This is a genomic window from Streptosporangium sp. NPDC005286, from assembly GCF_040607515.1.
GTDB lineage: Bacteria > Actinomycetota > Actinomycetes > Streptosporangiales > Streptosporangiaceae > Streptosporangium.
On the sequence record NZ_JBEXGU010000068.1, the window covers coordinates 1 to 23,553 of the forward strand.

The 23,553-nt window shown below is 70.8% G+C and carries 19 protein-coding genes; 11 read left to right on the forward strand and 8 right to left on the reverse strand.

Annotated elements, in window-relative coordinates; translation table 11 throughout:
- Positions 1 to 67: 67 nt before the first annotated feature.
- The 3 genes from ABZU75_RS23965 to ABZU75_RS23975 form a co-directional block, all read right to left on the reverse strand.
- Positions 68 to 577, reverse strand: coding sequence for an Rv3235 family protein (locus tag ABZU75_RS23965; protein WP_355558140.1), 510 nt, complete (start codon positions 575 to 577; stop codon positions 68 to 70).
- A gap of 216 nt (positions 578 to 793) precedes the next feature.
- Positions 794 to 2,161, reverse strand: coding sequence for a PTS transporter subunit EIIC (locus tag ABZU75_RS23970; protein WP_355558143.1), 1,368 nt, complete (start codon positions 2,159 to 2,161; stop codon positions 794 to 796).
- Positions 2,162 to 2,210: 49 nt separating this feature from the next.
- Entirely contained in the window at positions 2,211 to 2,951 is a 741-nt protein-coding gene (locus ABZU75_RS23975) for a GntR family transcriptional regulator (RefSeq protein ID WP_350920864.1), read from the reverse strand.
- 159 nt (positions 2,952 to 3,110) lie between these two features.
- Here ABZU75_RS23975 and ABZU75_RS23980 point away from each other — a divergent pair, with 159 nt between their 5' ends.
- From ABZU75_RS23980 to ABZU75_RS24000, 5 genes are all read left to right on the forward strand, one after another.
- Complete coding sequence (locus ABZU75_RS23980) at positions 3,111 to 4,145, forward strand: SIS domain-containing protein (protein ID WP_355558147.1); 1,035 nt, start codon at positions 3,111 to 3,113, stop codon at positions 4,143 to 4,145.
- A 64-nt stretch (positions 4,146 to 4,209) separates the two neighbouring features.
- Positions 4,210 to 4,446, forward strand: coding sequence for a glucose PTS transporter subunit EIIB (locus tag ABZU75_RS23985; protein ID WP_350920870.1), 237 nt, complete (start codon positions 4,210 to 4,212; stop codon positions 4,444 to 4,446).
- Positions 4,447 to 4,488: 42 nt separating this feature from the next.
- Positions 4,489 to 4,944, forward strand: a complete 456-nt coding sequence (locus tag ABZU75_RS23990; RefSeq protein ID WP_355558150.1) for a PTS glucose transporter subunit IIA — start codon at positions 4,489 to 4,491, stop codon at positions 4,942 to 4,944.
- Between the two features lie 119 nt (positions 4,945 to 5,063).
- Positions 5,064 to 5,321 (forward strand): HPr family phosphocarrier protein, encoded by a 258-nt coding sequence (locus ABZU75_RS23995; protein ID WP_355558153.1) that lies wholly within the window; start codon positions 5,064 to 5,066, stop codon positions 5,319 to 5,321.
- Between the two features lie 92 nt (positions 5,322 to 5,413).
- Positions 5,414 to 6,757: a glycoside hydrolase family 3 protein gene (locus ABZU75_RS24000; RefSeq protein ID WP_355558156.1), complete on the forward strand. Its 1,344-nt coding sequence runs from the start codon at positions 5,414 to 5,416 to the stop codon at positions 6,755 to 6,757.
- 128 nt (positions 6,758 to 6,885) lie between these two features.
- On the opposite strand, the gene ABZU75_RS24005 is transcribed toward ABZU75_RS24000, so the two are convergent.
- Both ABZU75_RS24005 and ABZU75_RS24010 read right to left on the reverse strand, forming a co-directional pair.
- Complete coding sequence (locus ABZU75_RS24005; RefSeq protein WP_355558159.1) at positions 6,886 to 7,011, reverse strand: hypothetical protein; 126 nt, start codon at positions 7,009 to 7,011, stop codon at positions 6,886 to 6,888.
- Between the two features lie 66 nt (positions 7,012 to 7,077).
- On the reverse strand, positions 7,078 to 11,526 hold the full coding sequence (locus ABZU75_RS24010) for an HAD-IC family P-type ATPase (protein ID WP_355558162.1): 4,449 nt from the start codon (positions 11,524 to 11,526) through the stop codon (positions 7,078 to 7,080).
- Between the two features lie 81 nt (positions 11,527 to 11,607).
- Here ABZU75_RS24010 and ABZU75_RS24015 point away from each other — a divergent pair, with 81 nt between their 5' ends.
- Positions 11,608 to 12,501 carry a hypothetical protein gene (locus ABZU75_RS24015; protein ID WP_355558165.1) on the forward strand — a complete coding sequence of 298 codons (894 nt, stop codon included), beginning with the start codon at positions 11,608 to 11,610 and terminating at the stop codon, positions 12,499 to 12,501.
- 538 nt (positions 12,502 to 13,039) lie between these two features.
- On the opposite strand, the gene ABZU75_RS24020 is transcribed toward ABZU75_RS24015, so the two are convergent.
- Positions 13,040 to 14,242 carry an acyl-CoA dehydrogenase family protein gene (locus tag ABZU75_RS24020; RefSeq protein ID WP_350920890.1) on the reverse strand — a complete coding sequence of 401 codons (1,203 nt, stop codon included), beginning with the start codon at positions 14,240 to 14,242 and terminating at the stop codon, positions 13,040 to 13,042.
- An 81-nt stretch (positions 14,243 to 14,323) separates the two neighbouring features.
- Between ABZU75_RS24020 and ABZU75_RS24025 the strand changes: the two genes are divergently transcribed.
- The 4 genes from ABZU75_RS24025 to ABZU75_RS24040 all read left to right on the forward strand — a co-directional run bounded on the left by ABZU75_RS24025 (position 14,324) and on the right by ABZU75_RS24040 (position 17,276).
- On the forward strand, positions 14,324 to 14,968 hold the full coding sequence (locus tag ABZU75_RS24025; protein ID WP_355558168.1) for an HAD family phosphatase: 645 nt from the start codon (positions 14,324 to 14,326) through the stop codon (positions 14,966 to 14,968).
- A 134-nt stretch (positions 14,969 to 15,102) separates the two neighbouring features.
- Positions 15,103 to 15,609 (forward strand): hypothetical protein, encoded by a 507-nt coding sequence (locus ABZU75_RS24030; RefSeq protein WP_350951567.1) that lies wholly within the window; start codon positions 15,103 to 15,105, stop codon positions 15,607 to 15,609.
- Between the two features lie 90 nt (positions 15,610 to 15,699).
- A complete protein-coding gene (locus tag ABZU75_RS24035) occupies positions 15,700 to 16,332 on the forward strand; it encodes an HAD hydrolase-like protein (protein ID WP_355558172.1) in 633 nt (210 codons plus the stop codon).
- A 158-nt stretch (positions 16,333 to 16,490) separates the two neighbouring features.
- Complete coding sequence (locus ABZU75_RS24040) at positions 16,491 to 17,276, forward strand: haloacid dehalogenase-like hydrolase (RefSeq protein WP_355558222.1); 786 nt, start codon at positions 16,491 to 16,493, stop codon at positions 17,274 to 17,276.
- 73 nt (positions 17,277 to 17,349) lie between these two features.
- Here ABZU75_RS24040 and ABZU75_RS24045 read toward each other — a convergent pair whose 3' ends face one another.
- Both ABZU75_RS24045 and ABZU75_RS24050 read right to left on the reverse strand, forming a co-directional pair.
- Positions 17,350 to 19,659: a tetratricopeptide repeat protein gene (locus ABZU75_RS24045; protein ID WP_355558175.1), complete on the reverse strand. Its 2,310-nt coding sequence runs from the start codon at positions 19,657 to 19,659 to the stop codon at positions 17,350 to 17,352.
- Positions 19,660 to 19,763: 104 nt separating this feature from the next.
- Positions 19,764 to 21,302, reverse strand: coding sequence for a penicillin-binding transpeptidase domain-containing protein (locus tag ABZU75_RS24050; protein WP_355558178.1), 1,539 nt, complete (start codon positions 21,300 to 21,302; stop codon positions 19,764 to 19,766).
- A gap of 228 nt (positions 21,303 to 21,530) precedes the next feature.
- Between ABZU75_RS24050 and ABZU75_RS24055 the strand changes: the two genes are divergently transcribed.
- Positions 21,531 to 23,534: an acetoacetate--CoA ligase gene (locus ABZU75_RS24055; RefSeq protein ID WP_355558182.1), complete on the forward strand. Its 2,004-nt coding sequence runs from the start codon at positions 21,531 to 21,533 to the stop codon at positions 23,532 to 23,534.
- The last annotated feature ends 19 nt before the right edge of the window (positions 23,535 to 23,553 follow it).

The window sequence follows — 23,553 nt, forward strand, 5'->3', positions numbered from 1 at the left end:
CCCCACCAACGGCGCGGCCTGATCGGTCCCGGGCGGCCCCGCACCATGGTGCGGGCCCTCCGGCGTGTCAGGGAGTCGTCTCGAACTCGGTGCAGAGCCACCGCACGCCCCTGCGCTCCAGCCTGAGCGCCAGGACGCGCGAGCGGTCACCGCAGTCGACCACGGCGCACATCTCCACCACCCCGTCCTCGGGCTGGGAGATGTGCGCCCTGCCCGCCCGGGGCGGGCGTGCGCTGTTGATGATCTTTCCGCTCCTGGTCAGCTCGGCCTGGGCCCTGCCGGTCAGGTGACAGGAGACGCTCGCCGGCGGTCGCCTGCCGGCCAGGATCTCGGCGACGGCCTGCGCGAGGGCGCGCAGCCGCCGCTCGTCGGGGATCGCCCCCGGCGGGCCCCAGATCAGCGGCTTCCCGGTCGGAGGTGCCGGAGTCTCGGGTTCGAGGGCGAGGGCGAGGGTTCCCTGCACGTACGGAGGCATGGCCGGGATGTCCGTCGCGGGGCGGTCCTCGTCGTAGGGCGGCTCGGCGGCGGGGGACGGCGCGATCCGGGGGAGCGGCGCCGGACGTCGTGGGGGCGACATGGGTGACTCCGATTGGGCTCGGCTTGCGGGTGGGGAAACTGACACTTGAAGGAGTTTCCGGCCCACTGCCCAGATACGCGGTCCGCCAACTTTCTGAAAATCCCGGTTGGTTCGTCCCTTCGGGCGGAGAAGGTGACCTTGAGCTGGAGTGGTCCATCCCCGAGGGGGGCGGGTTCCGGCCCGAGCCGTGATCTTCGCTGGACGGCCGAAACCGCTTCAGGAGCCGGGCGGCCCGCTGTCAGGGCCGCCAGGCGCCGCACCGGGGGGCGCGGCCGGCTCGCCGGAGTCGATGTCGGGTTCGGGCTCGCGGCCGGGGGTCATGATGTTCAGCTTCCTGATCAGGAAGCTGAACACGGAGTAGTAGATCACCGCGTAGACCAGCCCCATCACGATGACGATCGGTATCCCCCGGGCGTTGGGCGCGGTCCCGTACAGGCCCAGGTCGATCAGCCCTGAGGAGAAGCTGAAGGCGAGCTTGGCGCCCAGGGCGGAGGCGAGGGCCAAGGAGATGCCGGTCAGCACGATGTGGATCACGAACAGCACCGGAGCCACGAAGATGAAGGCGAACTCGATCGGCTCGGTGATCCCGGTGAGGAAGGCGGTGAGCGCCGCGGAGATCATGATCGAGCCGACCGCGGTGCGCCGGTGCGGCGGTGCGGCCCGCCAGATGGCGATCGCGGCGGCCGGCAGGCCGAACATGAGGACCGGGTAGAAACCGGCCTCGAAGCCGCCGTAGCCGACGGCACCGCTGTTGAAGCAGATCAGGTCCCCGGCGAGTTTCTTGCCGTCGACCACGCACTCGGGGACCTGGGTCCAGATCACGTTGTTGACGATGTGGTGCATGCCGAGGGGGAGCAGGGCGCGGTTGACCATGCCGTAGACCCCGGCGCCGAGTTCGCTGTTGGAGGCGAGCCAGGTCCCGGAGGCGCGGACCCAGCCGCCGAGCACCGGCCAGACGAAGCCAAGGAACACCCCGATCACGAGCCCGGCGAAGGCGGTGAGGATCGGCACCAGGCGGCGCCCGCCGAAGAAGGCCAGCCAGGTCGGCAGCCTGGTGCGGTGGTAGCGCTGCCAGAGCAGTGCCGAGACCAGGCCCATGATGATGCCGCCGAGCACCCTGGTCGGGTTCTGCGCGCCGAGGTCGAGTACCACGCTGGGAACGCCAGGGGTGGCCCGCTCGAACACCTCGGTGGTGATGGACTCCCTCAGGTCGGCGTCGAACAGGATGAAGAACATGTTCATGCTGACGGCGTGGAAGACCAGATAGCCGACAAGCGCCGCCAGGGCGGTGGAGCCGTCGGCCTTGCGGGCGAATCCGATGGCGACACCGATCGCGAACAGGATGGGCAGGTTGTCGAAGAGCGCGCCGCCCGCCGTGCCGACGACGCGGGCCACATCGTCGAGCAGGACGCTGTCGGTCCGGCCAAGGAGGTCGTCCCGGCCGAGCCTGAACAGCAGGCCCGCGGCGGGCAGGACCGCGATCGGCAGCATCAGAGAACGTCCCAGGCGCTGGAGCACGCTCATCGCGGCGGACCCGGGCCGGTGGGCGGCGGACAGGCCCGCGTCCGCCGAGGGGGGACTCATCGGGCTTTCCTCCAGGGGGTGGGAGGGAGGAGTGCGGCGAAGGGTGGGGTCAGGCGCGGCGGGTCGGTAGCTCCAGGATCGTACGGAGTTGGTAGCGGTCGGCGCGATAGGTGGAGACCCCGAGTTCGGCGCAGACGCCTCCCGCGTAGGAGCGCCGCTGCAGCAGCAGCACGGCCCCGCCGCGTGGCAGTTTCAGCAGGTCGGCGTCGCCGGGGTCGGCGATGCCACCGTCGATGGTGAGCTCGCCGGCGTCGAGCACCAGGCCGTAGCGGGTCTCCAGCAGGGCGTAGAGGGAGCGGCCTGTCAGGTCGTGGGTGTCGAGGTCGGGTGCGATGGAGACGGGAATGTGCGCCCGCTCGATGCACATGGGCTCGCCCGCCGCGGTCCGCAGCCGTTCGATGAAGTGGACCTCGTCGCCCGGCTGGATGCCGAGCTCCCTGGCCAGGTGCGCGCTGGCCCTGACCACCCGGCGGTCCAGGTCGCGGGAGCCGGGTTCCATGCCCCTGGTGCGCATCTCCTCGCTGAAGGAGGTCAGCCGCAGGGCCATCTCGATCTTGGGACGGGCCACGAAGGTGCCCTTGCCGGCGACCCGCTGGAGCCTGCCCTCGGAGACCAGGTGGTCGACGGCCTGCCGGACGGTCATCCGGGACAGGCCGAAGCGCTGGCAGAGTTCGCGCTCGGACGGGATCGCGGTGCCGATCGCCAGCTCGTTGTTCTCGATGAGATCGAGCAGGATCTCCCGCAGCTGGAAGTACTTGGGCACCGGGCTGTCCGGATCGATCTGGGCCACAGGATCCTCCCCCCTCGATCTGAGGTGTCTGATGAGTTATGGTTCGTACTGGTCTAGTCCGGACTAGACCACAGGCCGGAAAAGGGTGTCAACGTACGGACCGGAGACGGATCGATAACGGCCCGATCTCGTCCGTCCGAGCCGAAGGATGAGCGCGAGATGACGACCAAGATGCGCAGCGAGATAGCCGAGCAGCCCGCCGCGTTGCGAGCCACGCTCGACGCCCTCCTCCCCAGGGCCGGGGAGGTGGAGCGGCTCGCGGGGCAGACCCGCCAGCTGCTGTTCATCGCCCGTGGCACCTCCGACAACGCCGCAGTCTACGGCCGTTATCTGGCCGAGGCGCACACGGGCAGGCTCTCCACGCTCGCCGCCCCCTCGATCGCCACCACCTACCGGCGCAGGCTGGACCTCGACGGCGTGCTGGCCGTCGCCCTCTCCCAGTCGGGCAGGACCGAGGAGATCGTCGAGACCCTCGCCTGGGCGAAGGACTGTGGGGCCCGGACCGTGGCCATCACCAACGGCGGAGAGCAGAGCCCCCTGGCCCAGGCCGCGGACCTCGCCCTGTGCACGGTGGCGGGCGAGGAGAAGGCCGTCCCCGCCACCAAGACCTACACCACCCAGCTCGCCGCCCTCGCCGTGCTCGCCCTCGGTCTCGGCGCGGACGTCGACCCCGGCGACCTGCGGCGGGTCCCGGACGCGGTCGAGAAGCTGGTCGGCGACCCGGGCGATCTGGAGGCGATCGTCGAGGGGCTGGCGGACAAGCCCGGCGTCGTGGTCTCCGGCCGGGGGCTGGCCTTCTCCACCGCGCTGGAGCTGGCGCTCAAGCTCAAGGAGGCGTGCTACCTGCACGCCATGGGCCTGTCGTACGCGGACCTGCTGCACGGCCCGATCGCCGTGGTCGACTCCGACACCCCGGCGATCCTGGTCGCGGCGGGCGAGGGCCCGACCCTGGCCGGCACCGTGGCGCTCGCCGAGCGGGTGACCGGCGCGGGAGCCTCGGCCTACACGGTCGGCGGCGGTACCGCGCTCTCCTCGGTCTCCACCGCCGCGCTGAACGGCCCCGACCTGCCCGAGTGGGTCGCGCCGCTGGGCCTGATCGTCCCCGGTCAGCTGCTCACCGAGGCGCTCGCGCGCAGGCTGGGGATCGACCCTGACGCCCCACGTGGTCTCAACAAGGTGACCCAGACCGACTGATCGCGATACCTCCTCTAGCCTGCCCATAGCCCTGGGGACAGGGTGATCACAACTGGAGGGCGACATGGCGGCCGACGCCGACGCGATCATCGCTGGACTCGGTGGTGCGGACAACATCATCGAGATCGAACCGTGCATCACCCGGCTCCGCACCGAGGTGCGTGACGCCTCCAAGGTCGACCAGGTGGCCCTGCGGGCGGCCGGCGCGCACGGCGTGATGGTGGCCGGCGGCGTCGTGCAGGTGGTGGTGGGCCCCGAGGCCGACACGATCGCCGGCGACATCGAGGACATCATCGGCTGAGGGAGGTGTTCTCGCGGACGGGGGCATGCCGAGGGGAGTGCGGTGACCACGGTTCTGGCACCGGTCGCGGGGGTGGCCGTGAGACTCGACTCGGTACCCGACCCGGTCTTCTCCGAGGGCCTGGTCGGGCCCGGCATGGCGATCGAGCCGGACAGGGCGCCCGGCCGGGTGTTCTCCCCCATCGCGGGCACCATCGTCAAGCTGCACCCGCACGCGTTCGTGGTCGTCGGCGACGACGGCAGGGGAGTCCTCGTCCACCTGGGCATCGACACGGTTCAGCTCAGGGGCGAGGGTTTCGAGCTGCTGGTCGCGGAGGGCGATCGGGTGAGCGCCGGGCAGCCGGTGGTGGCGTGGGACCCGGCCGGGATCGAAGCGGGTGGGCGCCGTCCGATCTGCCCGGTCGTGGCGCTGGACGCCACCGCGAGCGCCGTCGTCGGCCTCGCCGAGGGGGTCGTGGACGCCGGTGACCGGCTTTTCGAGTGGAGCGATCCGGTCTGACGGCCCGCGGGACCGGGAGATGGCGAAGAATGTGAAATGGTGTTGAGCCATCGGATGGCCAAAGGCCGGTAAACACACCGTGTGGTCTAGACCGCACTGTCGACTCTGAGGAGGAACACGTGGCCGAGCGCCATGTCACCGTCACGTCGGAGGTCGGCCTGCACGCCCGGCCCGCCGCGACGTTCGTGCGGGCGGCGACCAAGGCGTCCCTGGACGTCACCATCGCCAAGGGGGCCGGCTCACCGGTGAACGCCAAGAGCATCCTGTCGGTCCTCGCACTCGACGTCAGGAGGGGGGACATAGTGGTGATCAGGGCCGAGGGCGAGGGCGCCGAGGAGCTTCTCGACCAGTTGGCGGGCATCGCGTCGGCACCGTGAGCCGAGGTGCCTCTGGTTCGCCGGCCGGTTCGGAGCGCGGGCACCGGGACATCCGCCCGGATAGCGTAAGAGGCATGGCTCGGTGGATGCGTGTGACGGGGATCGCAGTGATCGCGACGATGGCGGCCGGGTGTGTCGGCACCGGAGGGGCCGTTCCACCGGCGTCCGGTGCGGTCGGGGGCGGTGAGTCCTCCGCGAGCGTGAGCCAGGCGGAGTCCGCGGGCCCGGCGGCCGCGCCCGCCGAGACGGCGAAGCCCGAGACAGCGAAGCCCGGGACGGCGAAGCCGGCCGGTGTGGAGGCAGTGCTCGCCTCGATGAGCCTGGAGGAGAAGGTCGGCCAGCTCTTCATGCCGGTGCTTTACGGTCAGGCGGCCGACACGGTGTCGGGGGAGAACCAGGCGCGGTTCGGCGTGGACACCCCGGCGAAGATGGTCGCCCGCTACCGCCCCGGCGGGGTGATCCTGTTCCCCTGGGCGGGCAACGTCAAGAACGTCAGGCAGGTCGTGGCGCTGACCAACGGGCTGCAGAAGGCGTCGCCGGAGATCCCGCTGCTGATCGGCGCGGACCAGGAGAACGGCCAGGTCTCCCGGCTCGCCCCGCTGGTCACCAACCTGCCGGGAGCCTCGGTCATCGGCTCGACCGGCGACCCCTCGCTGGCCCGCCGGGCCGCGGAGGTGACCGGCCGCGAGCTGCGTGTCCTGGGCATCAACCTCGACTTCGCCCCCGTCGCCGACGTCAACATCAACCCGCGCAACCCGGTGATCGGCCCGCGCGCCTACGGCTCCGATCCGAAGAAGGTCGCGCCGATGGTCGCCGCCGCGGTACGCGGCTTCCACGACGCGGGGGTCGCGGCCACGGCCAAGCACTTCCCCGGCCATGGTGACACCAACGTCGACAGCCACACCGGTCTGCCGGTGATCAAGCACTCGCTGTCCCAGTGGAAAAGGCTGGACGCCCCGCCTTTCGCCGCCGCCATCGGCAAGGACGTCGACGCGATCATGACTGCGCACGTCGTCATGCCGAAGCTCGACCCCTCCGGCGACCCGGCCACCCTCTCCAGGCCGATCCTGACCGGGCTGCTCAGGGAGAAGCTCGGCTTCGACGGGGTCGTCTCGACGGACGCGCTGGACATGGCGGGGGTGCGCAAGAGGTATGGCGACGGGGAGGTGGCGGTACGGGCGATCCAGGCCGGGGTGGACCTGCTGCTCATGCCGCCGGACTACCGCGAGGCCCGTGGGGCGCTGCTGGCCGCGGTGAAGTCCGGGAAGATCTCGGAGGCGCGGCTCGACCAGTCCGTCCGGCGCCTGCTGAAGCTGAAGGCCGCCCGTGGCCTGCTGGAGAGGGCGCCGGTCGCCGACCCGGCCAGGGCCGAGCGGGTACTGCGCTCGGCCGGGCACCTCAAGGTCGCCCGGCTCATCAACTCGCGGGCCCGCTGAGCGAGCTTTAAGATCGCGACCGCGGCCTGGGCCCCGGTCGCCGTGGTCATGGTCGTGTACCCGGCCATGGTTCTCTCATGGTCACGGTTCTCTCGCGGTCACGGCCGGGTCCGTGCCGCGGAACCGGGTCAGGCGGCCTGGAGGCTGCCGGTCCTGGCCAGCGAGACGACGAGGGACTGGATGACGCGCATGAGGAGGGCCTCGATCAGCATGACCGCCGCCTTGGCGAGCACCGTGGAGAGGAATCCGGACATAACAACCTCGCAGGGAGAAGGATCGCTTAATGCGATAATCCATACCAAACAGGACTAAGTCACCAGCTAGGAGATTACCGTTCGGTGAACGTTCGGTGACACCTGTCGAGTGGATGCCTGGAAGGCGACCCCGGCGGCCGTGGTGGCGGCGGCACTGCCCAGGGCGATGAACCACCCCACCGGCCCGAGGAAGCGGCAGCCGAAGAAGTGGCAGAGCCCGGGAACCGAGACGGTCATGCCCAGAACGCCGAGGGACAGGAGCGAGGCCAGCACCACGGTGCGATCCCGGGTGCCCAGGGCCAGGGTCTGCAGCAACTGCGTCGACACCAGTGCGACCAGTCCCATCGTGTCCGCCCGCCCACGCGTGCCGGTCATCCGGCCGATCGCCCAGGCCGCGCCCGCCGCACTCGCCGTGGTGGCGGCCCGCAGGTAGATGTCCCGGGTCAGGGAGGCTCCCAGCGAGGCCTCCGGGCCCTCCTCCAGCAGCTTCTCCGGACTGGTCGCGGTCGGTGGCCGGGAGGCCACCGCCATCGCGGGCAGCATGTCGGTGAGCAGGTTGACCAGCAGCAGCTGCCGGGCGTTCAGCACGTTCCGGCCGCTGATCAGGCTGGATCCGACCGCGAAGACGATCTCGCCGATGTTGCCGCCCAGCAGGATGCTCAGGGCGTCGCGGACCGACCCCCACATGGCCCTGCCCTCGATGATCGCATCGACGATCGTCTCGATGCGGTCGTCGGTCACCACGATGTCGGCCGCGGCCCTGGCCGCCGGGGTCGCGCGGGAGCCGAGGGCGATCCCCACGTCCGCGAGCCGGATCGCGGGGGCGTCGTTGGCGCCGTCCCCGGTGACCGCCACGACCTTGCCGGCCCGGCGCAGACAGCCGACGATCCTGGCCTTGTGGGCCGGGGTGGTCCTGGCGAAGACCGTCACGTCCGGCAGAGCCTCCAGCAGGGTCTCGTCGTCCATCCCGTCCAGCTCGGGCCCCGTCATGATCTGCCCGCCGTTCAGCACGTTCAGCTCGACGCCGATCGCCTCCGCCGTGCTCGGATGGTCGCCCGTGATCATGATGATGCGTACGCCCGCCCGTGTCAGCCGGCCGACGCTTTCGGCCGCCGTGGGCCTCACCGGGTCGGCCAGGCCGAGGAAGCCCAGGAAGCACAGGCCCTGGATGCGGGACTCGTCGAGGTCGCGACGGTCGGAGGCGGCGCGCTCCGCGACCGCGAGCACCCGGTAGCCCTGCCGGGCGAGCTGGTCGAGTTCCTTCTCCAGCTCCGCCTCAAGGGAATCCGTGAGGGGGACCACCTGGCCGTCGCGGAGTACGGACGTGCAGCGGGTGACCACGACCTCCGGAGCGCCCTTGACGCTCAGCAGCGGCCCCGAGTCGCTCGCGCCGAGTACCGCGTGATAGCCGCGCCCGGGCTCGAAGGGAAGCTCGTCGACCCTCTCCCAGCTCCCCGTGCCCTCCCTGGGCACCACGCCCAGCTGCTCGGCCCCGTTCACCACGGCGCGATCGGTGGGGTGTGCGATGGGACGCCCCTCATCGTGCCGCGGGCACGCGCGCAGCCCCGCGGCCACGATGTGCCTCATCTCGGGCGTCAACGCCTCGACGAGACGTTCGTCCTGCCCGTCCGAGACGCACCGCAGGCTGATGCGCCCCTCGGTGAGGGTCCCGGTCTTGTCGAAGCAGAGCACGTTCACCCGGCCGAGGGCCTCGATCGTGGAGGGGTTGGGCACCAGGGTGTTGCGGGTCGACAGCCGCCGGGCGGCGGCGAGTTCCGCGACCGAGGCGACGAAAGGCAGCCCCTCGGGCACGGCGGCGACGGCGAGGCTCACCGCGGGCGCGAGCGCCTCGATCATCGACCTGCCGCGCAGCAGGTCGGCGGCGAGCAGGACGAAGCCGGAGCCGACCGCGACCGGAAGGATCCGGCGGCTCAGTTTCCGCAGTCGCAACTGCACGCCCGAGACGGGTGGCCGCTCCTTGGCGAGCCTGGCGGTCCTGGCAGCCTCGGTCGCCTCGCCCGCCGCGACCACCACGGCCAGCCCGCTACCGGCCGCCACGGTCGTACCCTCGTAGACCATCGAGCTCCGGTCGGCGACGGCGGGTGCGTTGACGGGCGCCGGCGACTTGGTGACGAGCTGGGACTCGCCGGTCAGTGCGGCCTCGTCGATCTCCAGGCCCGTTGCCCTGAGCACCCGGCAGTCGGCCGGCACGGTGTCGCCCGCGCGCAATTCGAGCACATCGCCCGGTACGAGGTCTTCGACCGTCACGCTCACGCCCTCGTTGGGGCGGCGCAGCCGAACCCGGATCGCGACCGACTCGGTCAGGCGATGCAACGCCCGTTCGGCGGTGAACCGCTGGCCCCCTCCGATGAACGCGTTGGCGAACACCACCGTGGCTATCATCACCGAGTCGGAGACCGAGCCGACCAGGGCCGACAGGCCCGCCCCGGTGGCCAGGACCGGGGTCAGCGGGTTGGCCAGCTCCTCGGCGGACGCGCGGAGCAGCGAGGCGGGACGCTCAGACTCCGCGGATCCCGCCGAGCTCCTGCGCCGGATGGCCTCGGCCTCGGTGATCCCGCTGGGCGAGGAGCCCAGCAGGGACAGGACGTCCTTGGTCGACATCGCGTGCCAGGGAGTCTGGTCCACCCGGACCGGCGGCGTCTCCTGCCCGGCGTGCCAGCCCGCCCACACACCCGTGACGATGGCGGCCATCGCGGTGCAGTCACTTGAGAGCTGCGCCCTGCCCAGTGACCGCGACGGCGGCCCGAGGGCGGTCAGCGCGCCTCCGGCGGTCGCTCCCGTGGCGTCGAGCCATGCGCACCGCTCGCTCGTCTTCCTCGCCGGTGCCAGGCAGCTCAGCAGCAGGTGGATCTCCTCGAGTGCGCCGATCACGTCCGCCTCCCAGGGCACCCGGCCCGAGCGGGACAGCACGCCGATACCCAGGTCGGCGTGGGCCAGCGCGGTCATGCGGCGTCCCGACACCACGGCGACCCCGTGACCGTCCGCCTGGAGCTCGCGGACCGACCGGGTCAGCCGGGAGGCGTCCAGTACGAACTCGTCGACGCCGAGCCGCAGGCCGAGCCCCAGATCACCTCCCGCCAGCAGCACGGTGCCCGCGGCCTTGGCCGCGGTGACGATCGCGTCGGCCAGCGGGTCCACCTGCGGCGCCATGCCGACCAGGGCCACGGGAACGCCCTGCCGCGCCACGCGGACGGCCCGGAGCCCCCGAGCCTCCCATTCCTCGGCGTCCGCCGCGATGAGCCCGGCCGGGCCCGGCACCGGCTCGGCCGTCCACTCCTCGTGTTCCCGTCGCGCGCCGGGGTCGGCGAGGTCGAGCAGGGCGTAGAGCCGCGCGTGCAGCCCGTCGGTGTCGGCGTCGCCGAGGGGTACGATGCGGTCGATCTCCCAGGAACCCGTGTCGAGCACGTCGGCGTCGAGGATGACCGTGTCGATGCCGTCCATGTGGCGCAGGGCGCGGCTGTTGAGAACGACCGCCCCGCGCCGCGCCAGGGCGCGCCCGATCGCGGAGGCGAAGGATTCGCGGCCCAGCTTCGCGGCGTTGGGGGTCGCCGCGGTGAGCATGGCGATGGTCCGTTCCCGGTTTTTGCCGAGGAGGTACGTCAGCCCGGTGGCGCCCACCGCCACCTGGCTCGCGACGTGCTCGAACCGTCGCACGGGGCTGGTGGACATGGGGGACGGGCGCGGTTTCCTGGCCGCGCGGATGTGGCGGTAGGAGCCCCCCCACGAACCCAGTTCGTGCTCGTGCCTCTCCCAGGCCCGTCGCGTGTCGCGCGTCTCAAGGTAGCGGCCGACGGCGGTGGCCGACTGGACGAGCATCCCCAGCGGACGCAGCGCCAGCGTGTAGGTGACGATGTCCGCCGTCTCGAGCAGGGCGGAGGCGGTCGGAACGCCGAGGTGGCGGTCCAGCTCGGTGCGGACCTTCGGGGTGGACTCGGCCAGGCTCAGCAGGGCGGGAATGATCGGAGTGAGCGGCAGCACGTGCATCACCCGCCCGGCGAGCGCCATGCTCGTTCCGACCAGGCTCCCGCCGAGCCGGATGCCCATGCGCGTGTGGCTCCGCACCGGGTTGGCGATGCGGTGCTCCGCGTATTCGGAAGCGAGGGACACCGGGCCCGGCAGCGACTCGTCGTCAAACTCGGCGTCCTCGTCCACGTCCGGCTCGCCGTCGCCGTCGCCGTCGTCAGCGTTGTCGAACGAATCGACGACCGCCACCAGCTTCTCCAGGTCGACCGAGTCGGGGTCGCACCCCACGAACACGATCCCGAGGGCGCCGTTGACCTCCGCCCGCTCGACCCCCTCCACCTTCAGCAGCGAGTTCTCCAGCCGTCGCGCCGTCCGCCCGCTGCCAGGACCGCCGATCACGTACAGGTCGATACGGAGCCCACCAGGACAGATTCGCCTCCCTCGGGAATGCCTCAGGGCGTTGCGGATCACCTCGGGCATGGCACCCCAGAGAGTTTCCGCGGGAAGTGAGAGCAGACGGGGCAGGAACATCCGGATCTCCAGTAGACGAGATGACGAGGCCGATCAGGCCGTGGTTACACGTGGCCCGATCGGCCCCATCACTGTGATCACTTGGAGGTGCTCCTGCGGGTCGAGGTCTTCGGGCGGGCGGCGGACCTGGTGGCCCTGGAGGCGGAGCTTGCGGTACGGGAAACGGACGCCGAGGTCCGCGATGCGGATCTGGTGGCCCGTGACGCGGGCCTGGTGGCGCGCGACGCGGTCTTGGCGGTCCGTGCGGTGGTGCCTGCGGCTCGTGCGGTGGGTTTCGTGGTCCGGGACGTCGTCCGCGAGGTGGTGCCCGCAGCTCGTGAGGTGGGCCTGGTGGCGCGTGACGTGGTCTTGGCGGTCCGCGAGGTGGGTTTCGTGGTCCGGGACGTCGTCCGCGAGGTGGTGCCCGCAGCTCGTGAGGTGGGCCTGGTGGCACGCGATGTGGTCTTGGCGGTCCGCGTGGTGGTGCCTGCGGCTCGTGAGGTGGGCCTGGTGGCGCGTGACGTGGTCTTGGCGGTCCGTGCGGTGGGTTTCGTGGTCCGGGATGTCGTCGTCCGCGTGGTGGTGCCGGCGGCTCGTGCCGCAGGCCTGGTGGCCCGTGCTGCGGGTTTGGCGGCCCGCGTGGTGGTGCCGGCGGCTCGTGCCGTGGGCCTGGTGGCGCGTGCTGCGGGTTTGGCGGCCCGCGTGGTGGTGCCGGCGGCTCGTGCGGTGGGTCTGGTGGCCCGTGCTGCGGGTTTGGCGGCCCGCGTGGTGGTGCCGGCGGCGCGCGCCGCGGGTCTGGCGGCCCGTGCGGTGGTGCTTGTGGGCCGGGTGGTGGTGCCTGCGGCCCGTGCCGCGGGCCTGGTGGCCCGTGCTGCGGGTTTGGCGGCGCGTGCTGCGGGTTTGGTGGCGCGTGCCGCGGGTTTGGCGGCTCGTGCGGTGGGCGTCGGAGCCCGGGGCGCGGAGACCGGGGCCCGGCCTCTCCCGCGGGCACGCTGAGCGATCATCGTCCCGACCCCGATGGCGGCCGCCACCGGCCACTCGATCAACCCCGCCACAGCCAGGGCGCCGAGCCCTCCGTAGTAGACGATGCGCTCAGGGGGCGGAAGGAAGGACCTGGCGGTGTCGACGGCTTGGCCCGCTTCCTGCCGGCTGACGTGTGGCATGTGAACATGCGGCGGCCGGAACTGCACGGTCATCATTGGAAGGTTCAACTTCAGTGAGGGGTTGTCCTGCTTCCGGCCTGACGGTGTGTGCGTGGTGGACGCGGCGGGTGTGGTCGGCTTCCGCGCCGTACGGGCGCGTGACCGGCTCGCCTGAGCTACTGCCATGATCCCTCCTCATGGGAACCGAGGGAAGGTGCAAATGGAGCCCGCAGGAGGCCGATCACGCCTTCTACGTGCAGTTATATGGCCTGAGTGCCATGTTCGTAATCTTCCTCGAATTGGAGCCGTGAAACTCGTACCGGCCTTTGAATCGGATATCGGGGGAGGAATCTCCAATCCATCGGACCGTATGCACCCCGTTCAGGAGCGTCCTAGGAGAGGTACGGCTTGAGCTCGCGACGGGCCACGGTGCGAATGTGAACCTCGTCCGGGCCGTCGAATATGCGCATCGCGCGGGCCTGGGCGTACATCGTGGCGAGCGGGACGTCGTCGGCGAGACCCATGCCGCCGTGGACCTGGATGGCGCGGTCGATGACCTCACACGCCATCCTCGGAGCGACGACCTTGATCGCGGAGATCTCCGAGGCGGCCGCCTTCACGCCGACCGTGTCGATCATCCAGGCGGCCTTCAGGGTGAGCAGCCTGGCCTGCTCGATGGCCAGCCGTGATTCGGCGATCTGCTGCTGCACCACGCCCTGCTGGGCCAGCGTCTGGCCGAAGGCCACCCGGTTGGCGGCGCGGGTGCACATCAGCTCCAGGGCGCGCTCGGCCATGCCGATGGCACGCATGCAGTGGTGGATGCGACCGGGGCCGAGACGGGCCTGGGCGATGCGGAAGCCGTCACCCTCCTCCGCGATCAGGTTCGAGGCGGGTACCCGGACGTCCGTGAAGACGATCTCGGAGTGGCCGTGCTGCTCCTGGTAGCCGAAGAGCGGTAGGTGGCGGACGACCTCCACACCCGGCGTGTCCATCGGGACCAGGATCATCGACTGCTGGCGGTGCGGGGGGCCGTCCGGATCGGTCTTGCCCATCACGATCAGGATCTCGCAGCGCGGGTCGGCGACCCCGGTGATGAACCACTTGCGGCCGTTGATCACGTACTCGGAGCCGTCGAGCCGGATGGAGGTGGCGATGTTGGTCGCGTCGCTTGAGGCCACGGCGGGCTCGGTCATCGCGAACGCCGAGCGGATCTCCCCGGAGAGCAGGGGCTTGAGCCACCGGTCCCGCTGCTCGGGCGAGCCGAACATGTGCAGGACCTCCATGTTCCCGGTGTCGGGGGCCGCGCAGTTCAGTGCCTCGGGCGCGAGGTCGATGGAACGGCCGGTGACCTCGGCCAGGGTGGCGTAGTCGAGCACCGACATGTTCGACTCATCGGGCAGGAACAGGTTCCAGAGGCCGCGTGAGCGCGCCTCGGACTTGAGCTCCTCCACCACCGGCGGCAGTTCGTGGTTGTCGTAGCCCCTGGCCTGCCGCCACGCATGGTAGACCGGCTCCGCCGGGTATACGTGAGTTGCCATGAAATCGGTCAGATTGGCGAGGTATTCCTGAGCCTTGTCGCTGAGCGCGAAGTCCATGGCGGCAAGTTTGGCACCACCCCTTCTCCGATCGTTCACCGGCCACACTTACCCTGGAACCCGTTCCACTAAGGAGGACAGATGCTCAAGGGCGTGCTGATCGACTGGGGTGGCGTGCTCACCGTCGGCCTTTCCGAGGCGGTCGCGGAGTGGATCGTCGCCGAGAGACTCGACGCGGACCACTACCGGCAGGTGATGCGCGAGCTCGTCGTCCACGCGTACGAGGGCCTGGAGAACAGCGAGAACGTGATCCACGCTCTGGAGCGGGGGGAGATCTCCGGGCTGGACTTCGAACGCCACCTGGCCGCCCGGCTGGTCACCACGGACGGCGTGCCGCCGGTCGCCGAGGGCCTGCTGGACAGGATGTTCTCCCGTTTCCACCGGGTCGAGCCGATGTACGAGATGCTCCGGGTGGCCCGTGCCGCCGGGCTGCGCACCTGCCTGCTCTCCAACTCCTGGGCGAACGAGTATCCCCGCGAGGGCTGGGACGACGTCTTCGACGAGGTCGTCATCTCGGGAGAGATCGGCATGCGCAAACCCGAGCAGAGGATCTTCGAGCACGCGCTCGGCAGGATCGGCCTGGCCGGTGAGCAGTGTGTGTTCGTCGACGACATCGAGGCCAACATCGAGGCCGCCCGGCGGCTCGGCATCGTCGGCGTGCACCACCGCGACCCCGAGGTGACCATCGCCGAGTTGGAGACCCTGTTGCGGGTCTCGCTGCGCTGACGCCCGTCCGGTCCGGAGCGGATCGGGTCACTCCGCGCGGGCGGTACCACCGCGGGTCGCCGGTACTGGCACACTCGATGCGTGAATCGGCGCCGAACCGGCACCGATGTCTTAAGAGATAGATCGAGGCATGGATGCGCGTCTACCTGCCGTGTACGCTCCCGGCGCTGGCCCGCGTGGCCACCGTGGGGGAGCTCGGCCCGGCCCCGCTGACCGGCTACGCGGTGACACCCGCGTTGATCGAGTGGTACGTCTCGGGTGACACCGAGGAACTGGAGTACGTCGCACTGACCGAGGCGGCCAGGGATTCCCTGCGGATGCTGGCCGCCGACCGCGCGGACGGGGTGGAGGTCGCCGCGCGGCGGGTGGTCGTCGCCGTCGACGTACCGGAGGGCGACGTGAGCGTGAGCGCCGATCTGGACGAGCGCGCCCGGGTACGACTCGCCGCGGCGGTGCCGCTGGCGCGGATCGCCGCCGTCCATGTGGACGACCTGTCGGCGGTGAAGGACGTCGAGGCCGCCGTCGCGGCGCTGCCCGCGGCCGACCGGGGCGACGACGACGCCAGGTTCACCGTGGACGGCGTCGAGGCCAACGAGCTCCTCTGGTACGCCACCCAGGAGATTCCCGACCTGGTCGGCTGATCCCCTCTCGCGTCCGGAGTCCGGAGAGCGGGCCGATCACCCTGTCATGGCGCCGCTCCGGCGAGGGTTTTCGCTATCCTGGGAGGCAATATGAGACACATTGTTTGGGATTGGAACGGCACGCTTTTCCACGACATCGACGCCGTCGTGGGTGCGACGAACGCGGTGTTCGAGCCGTACGGGCTGGGCTCCTACGACGCGGACCGCTTCCGTGCCGTCTACACGCGCCCGATCTGGGCCGCCTACGAGCGCATGCTCGGCCGTGCCCTCCACGAGGGCGAGTGGGAGATGCTCGATCTTGGCTTCCACGACAACTACCACCGGCTGATGCTGGAGTGCGGGCTGGCCGACGACGCGCTCTCCACCCTGGAAAGCTGGGGGAACACGGGAGGCAGGCAGTCGCTGCTGTCCATGTGGGCGCATGACCGGCTGGTTCCCAAGATCGCGGAGTTTGGCATCGACCACCACTTCACCCGGATCGACGGTCTGCGCAGCGCCTCCGGTGGGCACAAGGCCGAGTCGATGGTGGCCCACCTGGCCGCGCTCGGCATCGACCCGGCCAACGTCCTCGTGATCGGTGACAGCCTGGACGACGCGCACGCCGCCCAGCACGTCGGCGCGCGCGCGGTCCTCTACACCGGCGGCATGACCAGCCGCGCCGACCTGATGTCCTGCGGCGTCCCGGTCGTCGACACCCTCGCGAACGCTCTCGACCACGCCTAGGCTCTGCCCCTCGGGCCTGCGGAGGCCGCCGTATCCGAAAAATGGTCGCGGGCCGGACAGGTGAACGGTGGGGTTTCCCGGTCGGCATGGTGGAGGGGGCACCACCACAGGGCAATCCCACCCAAAAACTAATGTTTTCGGCATCGGAGGCGGTCGCCATGCGCCTCGGGCCGTACCCTGGGCATCCGCACCCATTCCGGGAGGCTCCGATCAACCGCCTCGTTCTCTGGAACATCGACCTCACCCTGGTCGACGTGTCCATCGTCACCCGCGAGGCATACGCGGAGGCCTTCCGCGCTGTCACCGGCAGGCCCCTGGTCAAGCTGACCCAGCCCAACGGGCGCCCGGACTCTGAGATCGTCTTCGAGATGCTCGCCATCAACGGGATCGTCGCCGGGGACGACCACCTCCCCAGGTTCCTCGACGCGCTGGCCGAATCCTTCGGAGCCAGGCGCAGGCGCCTGGCCAAGGACGGCCGGATGATGCCCGGAGCCCGCGACGCGCTGAAGGCGGTGGCAAAGCTCGACGGCGTGGTCCAGTCGGTGCTCACCGGCACGATCAAGAGCAACGCCGTGCACAAGCTGACCGCGTTCGGCCTCGACAAGTACGTCGACTTCGCGATCGGCGGCTATGGCGAGGAGGTCTATCCCAAGGCCACCCTCCTGCAGGTCGCGCAGGGCCGGGCCAAGCAGAAGTACGGGGCGACCTTCGACGGGAGCAACACCGTGCTGATCGGCGACTCGGCCAGGGACGTCCAGGCCGCCAGGATCGCCGGGGCCGCGATGATCGGCGTCGCCTCCGGGCGCTCCCTGGCGGCCGAGCTGCACGAGGCCGGGGCGGACGCGGTCCTGCCCGATCTCGCCAACCCCTCCGAGGTGGTGGCCGCCGTCGCCGGCCTCACCTCTCCGGCCCGCCGCGCCGGCCACTACCCCGCCGGCCGCTGATTCCTGTCCGGTGGGCGGGCCGGATGAACTCGACAGTGCTGTCTTCCCCTACCCCTTGCCGGCCACCTCGGGCTCACCGGCCGATCAGGCGTCGCCACCTCGGCAGGAAGGAACGGACATTGTCAATACTCTCCCGTGCCGCCCGCGTGTTCGGATGGTCGGCGCCCAGCACCCGCTCGCAGTCGGCCAGGACCTGCTTGAACAGGACGATGGCCTCTCGCGTCCGTCCCGCCGAGTCGTGGGCGTAGGCGAGGTAGTGGCGGCTGGTCAGGGTGTCAAGGTGGTCGGCGCCCAGTTTCCGTTCCCGTTCGGCCACGACCCGCTCGTACAGGACGATGGCCTCCCGCAGCCGACCCGCCTCCAGGTAAATCTCGGCGAGGTTGTGGCGGCTGGTCAGGGTGAGGGGGTCATCGGCGTCCAGCAGCCGCTCGCAGTCGGTCAGTATCGCCTCATACGAGGTGATGGCCTTCTGTGTCCGCCCCGCCGCCCGATAGGCGCCGGAGAGGTTGCCGCGGGTGGTCGAGGTGAGGAGGTGGTCGTGGCCAAGCACCCGCTCGCAGTCGGGCAGGACCTGCTCGTACAGGGTGATGGCCTTCTGCGTCCGTCCCTCCATCTGATGGGCGTCGGCGAGGTTGTGGCGACTGGCCAGACTGATGTGGTGGTCGGTGCCCAGCACCCGCTCGCAGTCGGCCAGGACCTGCTCGAACAGGGCGATGGCCTCCCGCGTACGCCCCGCAGACCGATAGGTGTCGGCGAGGTCATGGCGGGTGCCCAGGGTGAGATGGTGGTCGCTGCCCAGCACCCGCTCGCAGTCGGCCGCTGCCCGCTCGTACAGGGGGATGGCCTCCTGCGTCCGTTCTCCCCACTGGTAGGTGTAGGCAAGGACCTGGCGGCTGGTCAGGGTGTCGAGGTGGTCGACCCCCAGCACCCGCTCCCGTTCGGCCAGGACCTGCTCGAACAGGGCGATGGTCTCCTGCGTCCGCTCCGCCGCCTGATAGCTACAGGCGAGGTTGTGGCGGTTACTCAAGGTGGTGGGGTGGTCGGTGCCCAGCAGCCGTTCGGATTCGGCCAGTGTCACCTCATGCAGGGTGATGGCGCGGGACAGGTCGCCCATCTCCCGCAGGTAGTCGCCGGACCAGCCGCGCAGCAGCAGCAGGTCAGGTGTCAGGAGGCCGACGGGGAAGGCGGTGGCATAGAGGACACCGATGTGTTCCCGCAGGGACTTCGCCATGCCCCTGGCTTTCCAGGGCGTGGTCTCCTCGTTGATCAGGTCGTTCAACGCGCGCAGCGGGCCGACGGCATCGGCCAGCACCTGCCCCAGGCGGTCGTCGTGGTGGGCGCGTTCGCGCAGCACCCGCTGGATCAGGCTGTGCATCAGCACCACCCGGCCATCGTCGCTGAAGGTGATCAGCGAGGTGTCGGCCAACCCGGACAGAAGCTCGTCGACGCCCGATCGCTCCTCGGATTCCGCGCCACCGGGCAGCAGCGACCTGGTCACGCCGGTCGAGGACAGCACCGCCAGCCTCTCCAGCACCGGGCGGGCGCCCGCGACGGCCTCCTCGGCCTGGCCGAGCGAGACAAGGACCGCCTGTGCCACCCCGGCCGGATAGCCGTCGTCCTCCAGGGTGGTCAGCTGCCGATCCGGGGACAGGTCGCGCAGCGAGCGCAGGTAGCCGTGATAGCCGGTCTTCTCCCGGGCGATGACCGCGCCCGCCTGGGCCAGCGCCAGCGGCAGACACCCCAGTTCCTCGGCCAGCTCGGCGGCCGCGCTCTCATCGGCCAGGCCGGTGCGGCCGGCCAGGAACGCCACCGCCTGGGCCGGGGTGAAGGCATTCACCTCCATCGGGGCGTAGTGATCTCCGAAGGCACGGTCGCGGGAGGTGATCACCACCCGGGCCGCTCCGCCGGCCGGACACCACCTCCGCACCGCCTGGATGTCGGTGGCGCCGTCGAACACCACCAGGCATGGCTGATGCGTCCCCGACAGCCACGCCTTCGCCTTGTCCGAGGCACTCTCGGGGGTGTCAACGGGGACGCGCACCCCCAGCCGATGGGCGAGGTCCTCCAGTCCGGCGAGGATCTGATCGGTGGTCGCGGCGGGGATCCAGGCCACCACCGGCCACCCCGCCGCCTGGCAGGCCCACGCGTACGAGGCGGCCAGCAGCGTTTTGCCCACCCCCGGAGCGCCGGTCAGCGCGCACACCGCCTCCTCGGCGGCGAGTGGCGCCAGTAGATCCTCGCGTACCTGAAATCCTGCGGGCGGGGCGGGGACGGCGCCCTCGACGATCTGCTCACGCACCGGCGGCCGGGCGGTGAAGTCGGCCACCACGGCGGAGACCGCTACCGGCGGCTTCTCACGCGACGACCTTCGCTGATCCGTCATGTGCCCCATCCTCCGATCGAACACCTCCGCCGGGCACGGATGACGCCAAACGGTGATCAACTACCTTCGCGTGCCGGAGGGCGGGAGCGGCCCGCGGGTGAAGGTCACCGCTGCGGGAGGCCGGTCAGGAAGCGGCTCGCGATGGGGGCGGCCACCGTGGAGCCGGCGCCGCCGCCCTCCACCACGATGGAGAACGCCAGGTCTCCCCGGTAGCCGATGAACCAGGCGTGCGACGGCGGTTCCTTGCCCGAGCCGAACTCCGCGGTCCCGGTCTTGCCCGCCGTGCCGGAGGGGAAGGGGACCGCGCTCGCGGTGCCCTCCACCACCACCGCGGGCATCAGCGTGCGCAGTGCCCGCAGGATCTCGGGTTCCAGCTTCCGCGGCTCGGCCTCGGGCAGCAGGGAGGCCGCCACCAGGCGGGGTGGGCGCCAGGAGCCGTCGGCGATCGCCGCGGCGACCGTGGCCATGTTGAGCGGGCTCGCCAGCACCCGGCCCTGGCCGATCGAGGTCGATGCGAGGTCGGTGTCGTCCTTGGGCGCGGGGAACTCGGCCCGTACCGCGGGCACGCCGGGCCGGACGGGGGCGCCGAACCCGAAGCTCCCGGCGACGGTGGCGAGCCGCTGCCCGCCGAGCCGGTCCACGGTGAGCGCGCCGAACGTGGTGTTGCACGAGTGCGCGAACGCCGTGCGCAACGGGAGCGTGCCGTAGTCCTTGAACCCGGCGTTGTGGAAGGCGAAGCCGCCGATGTTCTGCTCGGCCGGGCAGCTCACCTGCTCGTCCGCGGTCATGCCGTCGGCGACCAGGGCCGAGGTGGTGATCACTTTGAAGGTCGAGCCCGGCGGGTAGTGGCCCAGCAGCGCCCGGTTGAACCCGCCGGGCTTGTTGACCACGGCGAGGATCTCGCCGGTCGAGGGCCGGAGCGCGACCAGCGAGGCGGGCCTGTTCACCGCCTCCAGTGCCGAGGCGGCGGCGCGGTGGACGTCCAGGTCGACGGTGGTGCGCAGTTCCCGGCCGGCCTTGGCGGCGGCGGTGGCGAGCGTGGCGACCTTCTCGGTGCCCTTCACCAGGTCGATCCGCGCGGACGAGGTGCCGGTGAGGCGGGAAGCGTACGTCTGGGTGAGTCCCTCGACGAGTTGCTGCACCGAGCCCGGCGTGGCGGGGGTGTCGATCCGGGTGCCGTCGGCGGCGAGGATCGGCGCCCGCTCGGCCTTGACCAGCATGGTCTTGATCCGCAGGCCCGTTCCGAGCCTGGGGTGGACGGCGGCCGGGCTCCACTCCACCCGCCAGGCGCGCTCGTGCTCGACCAGTCTCAGTGACCCCTCGTAGGCCCAGTTCACGGGCCCCTCCAGCGTCGCGCGGAACCCGACGGTGGCGGGCTCGCCGTCCCGAGCGTCTCCCAGGACGCTGAAGGCGGCCCCCGTCAGCTTCAGGTCGGTACGGAAACGCCGGTACCAGCGCTCGAAGTCGTCCGGCGGCTTGACGGTCAGCGCACGCATCGCCGGGTAGTCCTGCCGGCTCCACGCGGTCAGGAACATCTCCGCGGTCTCCTCGGGCGAGCCCTCGGTGTGCAGTGCCCATACAGTGCCCGCGCTCGCGGCCGCCAGCACCAGCGCGGTCGCGGTGGCCAGGTGTCTCAGCCTCATGGCAGTGGTCGCCCTTCGTCGTCGGGGACAGAGGAGACCAGAGAGTTGTCCCTTATGTCCAATATTTGGGACAGGATGAGATCGATAGCCGAATGGATATCGGTGCTGGTGGTGACGTGTTTTCCGGGGGTGGTGGCGAGGGTGTGTGTGGTCGGTCCACACGGTGTGCCGGGGCGATATGTGAACCCTGGGGATGACATTCGGTTGGGGCGCCGAGAGGATAGGGCCATGGTTGAGGAAGGTGCGCTGCTCTGGGAGCCCTCCCCGGAGGTTGTGAGGAACGCGAAGGTCACCCGTTATGCGGAGTGGCTGGGCCGGGCCGGTGACTACGAGTCCCTGTGGCAGTGGTCGGTGGACGCCCCGGCCGAGTTCTGGACGTCGATCTGGGACTACTTCGGGGTCGTGGGGGAGCGCGGTGACGGGCCGGTCCTGTCGGGGGAGATGCCCGGCACGGAATGGTTCGCCGGGTCGACGGTGAACTACGCGGCCAACGCGCTGCGCTGGGCCGCCTCCGACCCCGGGCGGCTCGCGCTGGTCGCCCGCGACGAGGCGGGCGGGCGGCGGACGTTCACCAGGGGCGAGCTGGCCGAGGAGGTGGCACGGATCCGCGCGGGCCTGGCGGCGCTGGGTGTCGGACGGGGCGACCGGGTCGCGGCCTACGTGCCGAACGTCCCCGAGGCGCTGATCGCCTTCCTGGCGACCGCCTCCCTGGGAGCCGTCTGGTCCTCCTGCTCGCCCGACTTCGGGGCGTCCAGCGTGATCGACCGTTTCACCCAGATCGAGCCGAAGGTGCTCGTCGCGGTCGACGGCTACGACTACAACGGCAGAAGCTTCGACCGAAGCGCGGTCGTCGACGACATCGCGGCCAGGCTGCCGACGCTGGTGGCGCGGGTCCGGATCTCGGCCGAGGACGTGCGGGGCGCGCGGAGTACGCCGGGCGCGGACATCCCCGGCGGCTCCGGCGCGGCGGACGCTCCGGGGCCCGGGGCCGGGGCCCGTACGGTGAGCTGGGCGGAGCTGCGCTCCGTCGCGGGGCCGCTCGACTTCGAGCCGGTGCCGTTCGGGCACCCGCTCTGGATCGTCTACTCCTCGGGTACCACCGGGCTGCCCAAGCCGATCGTGCACGGCCACGGCGGTGTGGTGCTCGAACACCTCAAGGCGATCTCCTTCCACCAGGACCTGGGTGAGGACGACGTCTTCTTCTGGTACACCACCACCGGCTGGATGATGTGGAACTACCTCGTCGGCGGACTGCTGGTCGGCTCGACCGTGGTGCTCTACGACGGGGCGGCGACCTACCCCCAGACCGACGCGCTCTGGCGGCTGGCCGCCGAGGAGGGGGTCACCTACTTCGGTACGGGCGCTCCGTACGTGATCGCGTCCATGAAGGCCGGCCTCAGGCCGTCGGGCCTCGACCGGCTGCGGGGGCTCGGTTCCACCGGCTCGCCGCTGCCGCCCGAGGGGTTCGGCTGGGTGCACGACGCGCTGCCGGACGTGCAGCTCGGTTCGTTCTCCGGGGGCACCGACGTGTGCACCGGTTTCGTCGGCGCGGTCCCGCTGCTCCCGGTCCGGGCGGGTGTGATCCCCTGCCGCTGCCTGGGAGCGAAGGTGGAGTCCTTCGATCCGTCGGGCAGGTCGGTGATCGGCGAGGTCGGCGAGCTGGTGGTGACCCTGCCGATGCCGTCGATGCCGGTGATGTTCTGGAACGACCCGGACGGGTCGCGCTACCGCGACAGTTACTTCTCCGAGTACCCCGGGGTCTGGCGGCACGGTGACTGGATCAAGATCCTTCCTGACGGTGGCTCGGTGATCTACGGCCGCTCCGACTCGACACTGAACCGGGGCGGGGTGCGGATGGGCACCAGCGAGTTCTACCGCGTGGTGGAAGGTTTCGAGGAGATCGCCGACAGTCTGGTGATCGACACCGGCCAGCTCGGGCAGGAGGGCCGCCTGCTGCTGTACGTCACCATGGTCGAGGGGGAGACGCTCCGGGACGACCTGGTCATGCGCCTGCGCCGGGAGCTCAGGGAGAGGCTCTCCCCGCGCCATGTGCCGAACGAGATCATCGAGGTCCCCGGCATCCCCCGCACCCTCAGTGGCAAGAAGCTGGAGGTCCCGATCCGCAAGATCCTCCTCGGTGTCCCCCCGGAGAAGGCCGCCAATCTCGACGCCATGGCCAACCCCGAGGTCCTCTCCCACTTCGTCCCGGAGGCCGACACCGCGCGGCGCTGACCGCCCCGCCCCGCCACGT

What these genes read in the sequence shown, in the direction of transcription:
- ABZU75_RS23965 (WP_355558140.1), bottom strand. Translation starts at nt 577, where the DNA reads ATGTCGCCCCCACGACGTCCGGCGCCGCTCCCCCGGATCGCGCCGTCC.
- ABZU75_RS23970 (WP_355558143.1), bottom strand. Translation starts at nt 2,161, where the DNA reads ATGAGTCCCCCCTCGGCGGACGCGGGCCTGTCCGCCGCCCACCGGCCC.
- ABZU75_RS23980 (WP_355558147.1), top strand. Translation starts at nt 3,111, where the DNA reads ATGACGACCAAGATGCGCAGCGAGATAGCCGAGCAGCCCGCCGCGTTG.
- ABZU75_RS23985 (WP_350920870.1), top strand. Translation starts at nt 4,210, where the DNA reads ATGGCGGCCGACGCCGACGCGATCATCGCTGGACTCGGTGGTGCGGAC.
- ABZU75_RS24005 (WP_355558159.1), bottom strand. Translation starts at nt 7,011, where the DNA reads ATGTCCGGATTCCTCTCCACGGTGCTCGCCAAGGCGGCGGTCATGCTG.
- ABZU75_RS24010 (WP_355558162.1), bottom strand. Translation starts at nt 11,526, where the DNA reads ATGTTCCTGCCCCGTCTGCTCTCACTTCCCGCGGAAACTCTCTGGGGT.
- ABZU75_RS24020 (WP_350920890.1), bottom strand. Translation starts at nt 14,242, where the DNA reads ATGGACTTCGCGCTCAGCGACAAGGCTCAGGAATACCTCGCCAATCTG.
- ABZU75_RS24025 (WP_355558168.1), top strand. Translation starts at nt 14,324, where the DNA reads ATGCTCAAGGGCGTGCTGATCGACTGGGGTGGCGTGCTCACCGTCGGC.
- ABZU75_RS24030 (WP_350951567.1), top strand. Translation starts at nt 15,103, where the DNA reads ATGCGCGTCTACCTGCCGTGTACGCTCCCGGCGCTGGCCCGCGTGGCC.
- ABZU75_RS24035 (WP_355558172.1), top strand. Translation starts at nt 15,700, where the DNA reads ATGAGACACATTGTTTGGGATTGGAACGGCACGCTTTTCCACGACATC.
- ABZU75_RS24040 (WP_355558222.1), top strand. Translation starts at nt 16,491, where the DNA reads ATGCGCCTCGGGCCGTACCCTGGGCATCCGCACCCATTCCGGGAGGCT.
- ABZU75_RS24045 (WP_355558175.1), bottom strand. Translation starts at nt 19,659, where the DNA reads ATGACGGATCAGCGAAGGTCGTCGCGTGAGAAGCCGCCGGTAGCGGTC.
- ABZU75_RS24050 (WP_355558178.1), bottom strand. Translation starts at nt 21,302, where the DNA reads ATGAGGCTGAGACACCTGGCCACCGCGACCGCGCTGGTGCTGGCGGCC.
- ABZU75_RS24055 (WP_355558182.1), top strand. Translation starts at nt 21,531, where the DNA reads ATGGTTGAGGAAGGTGCGCTGCTCTGGGAGCCCTCCCCGGAGGTTGTG.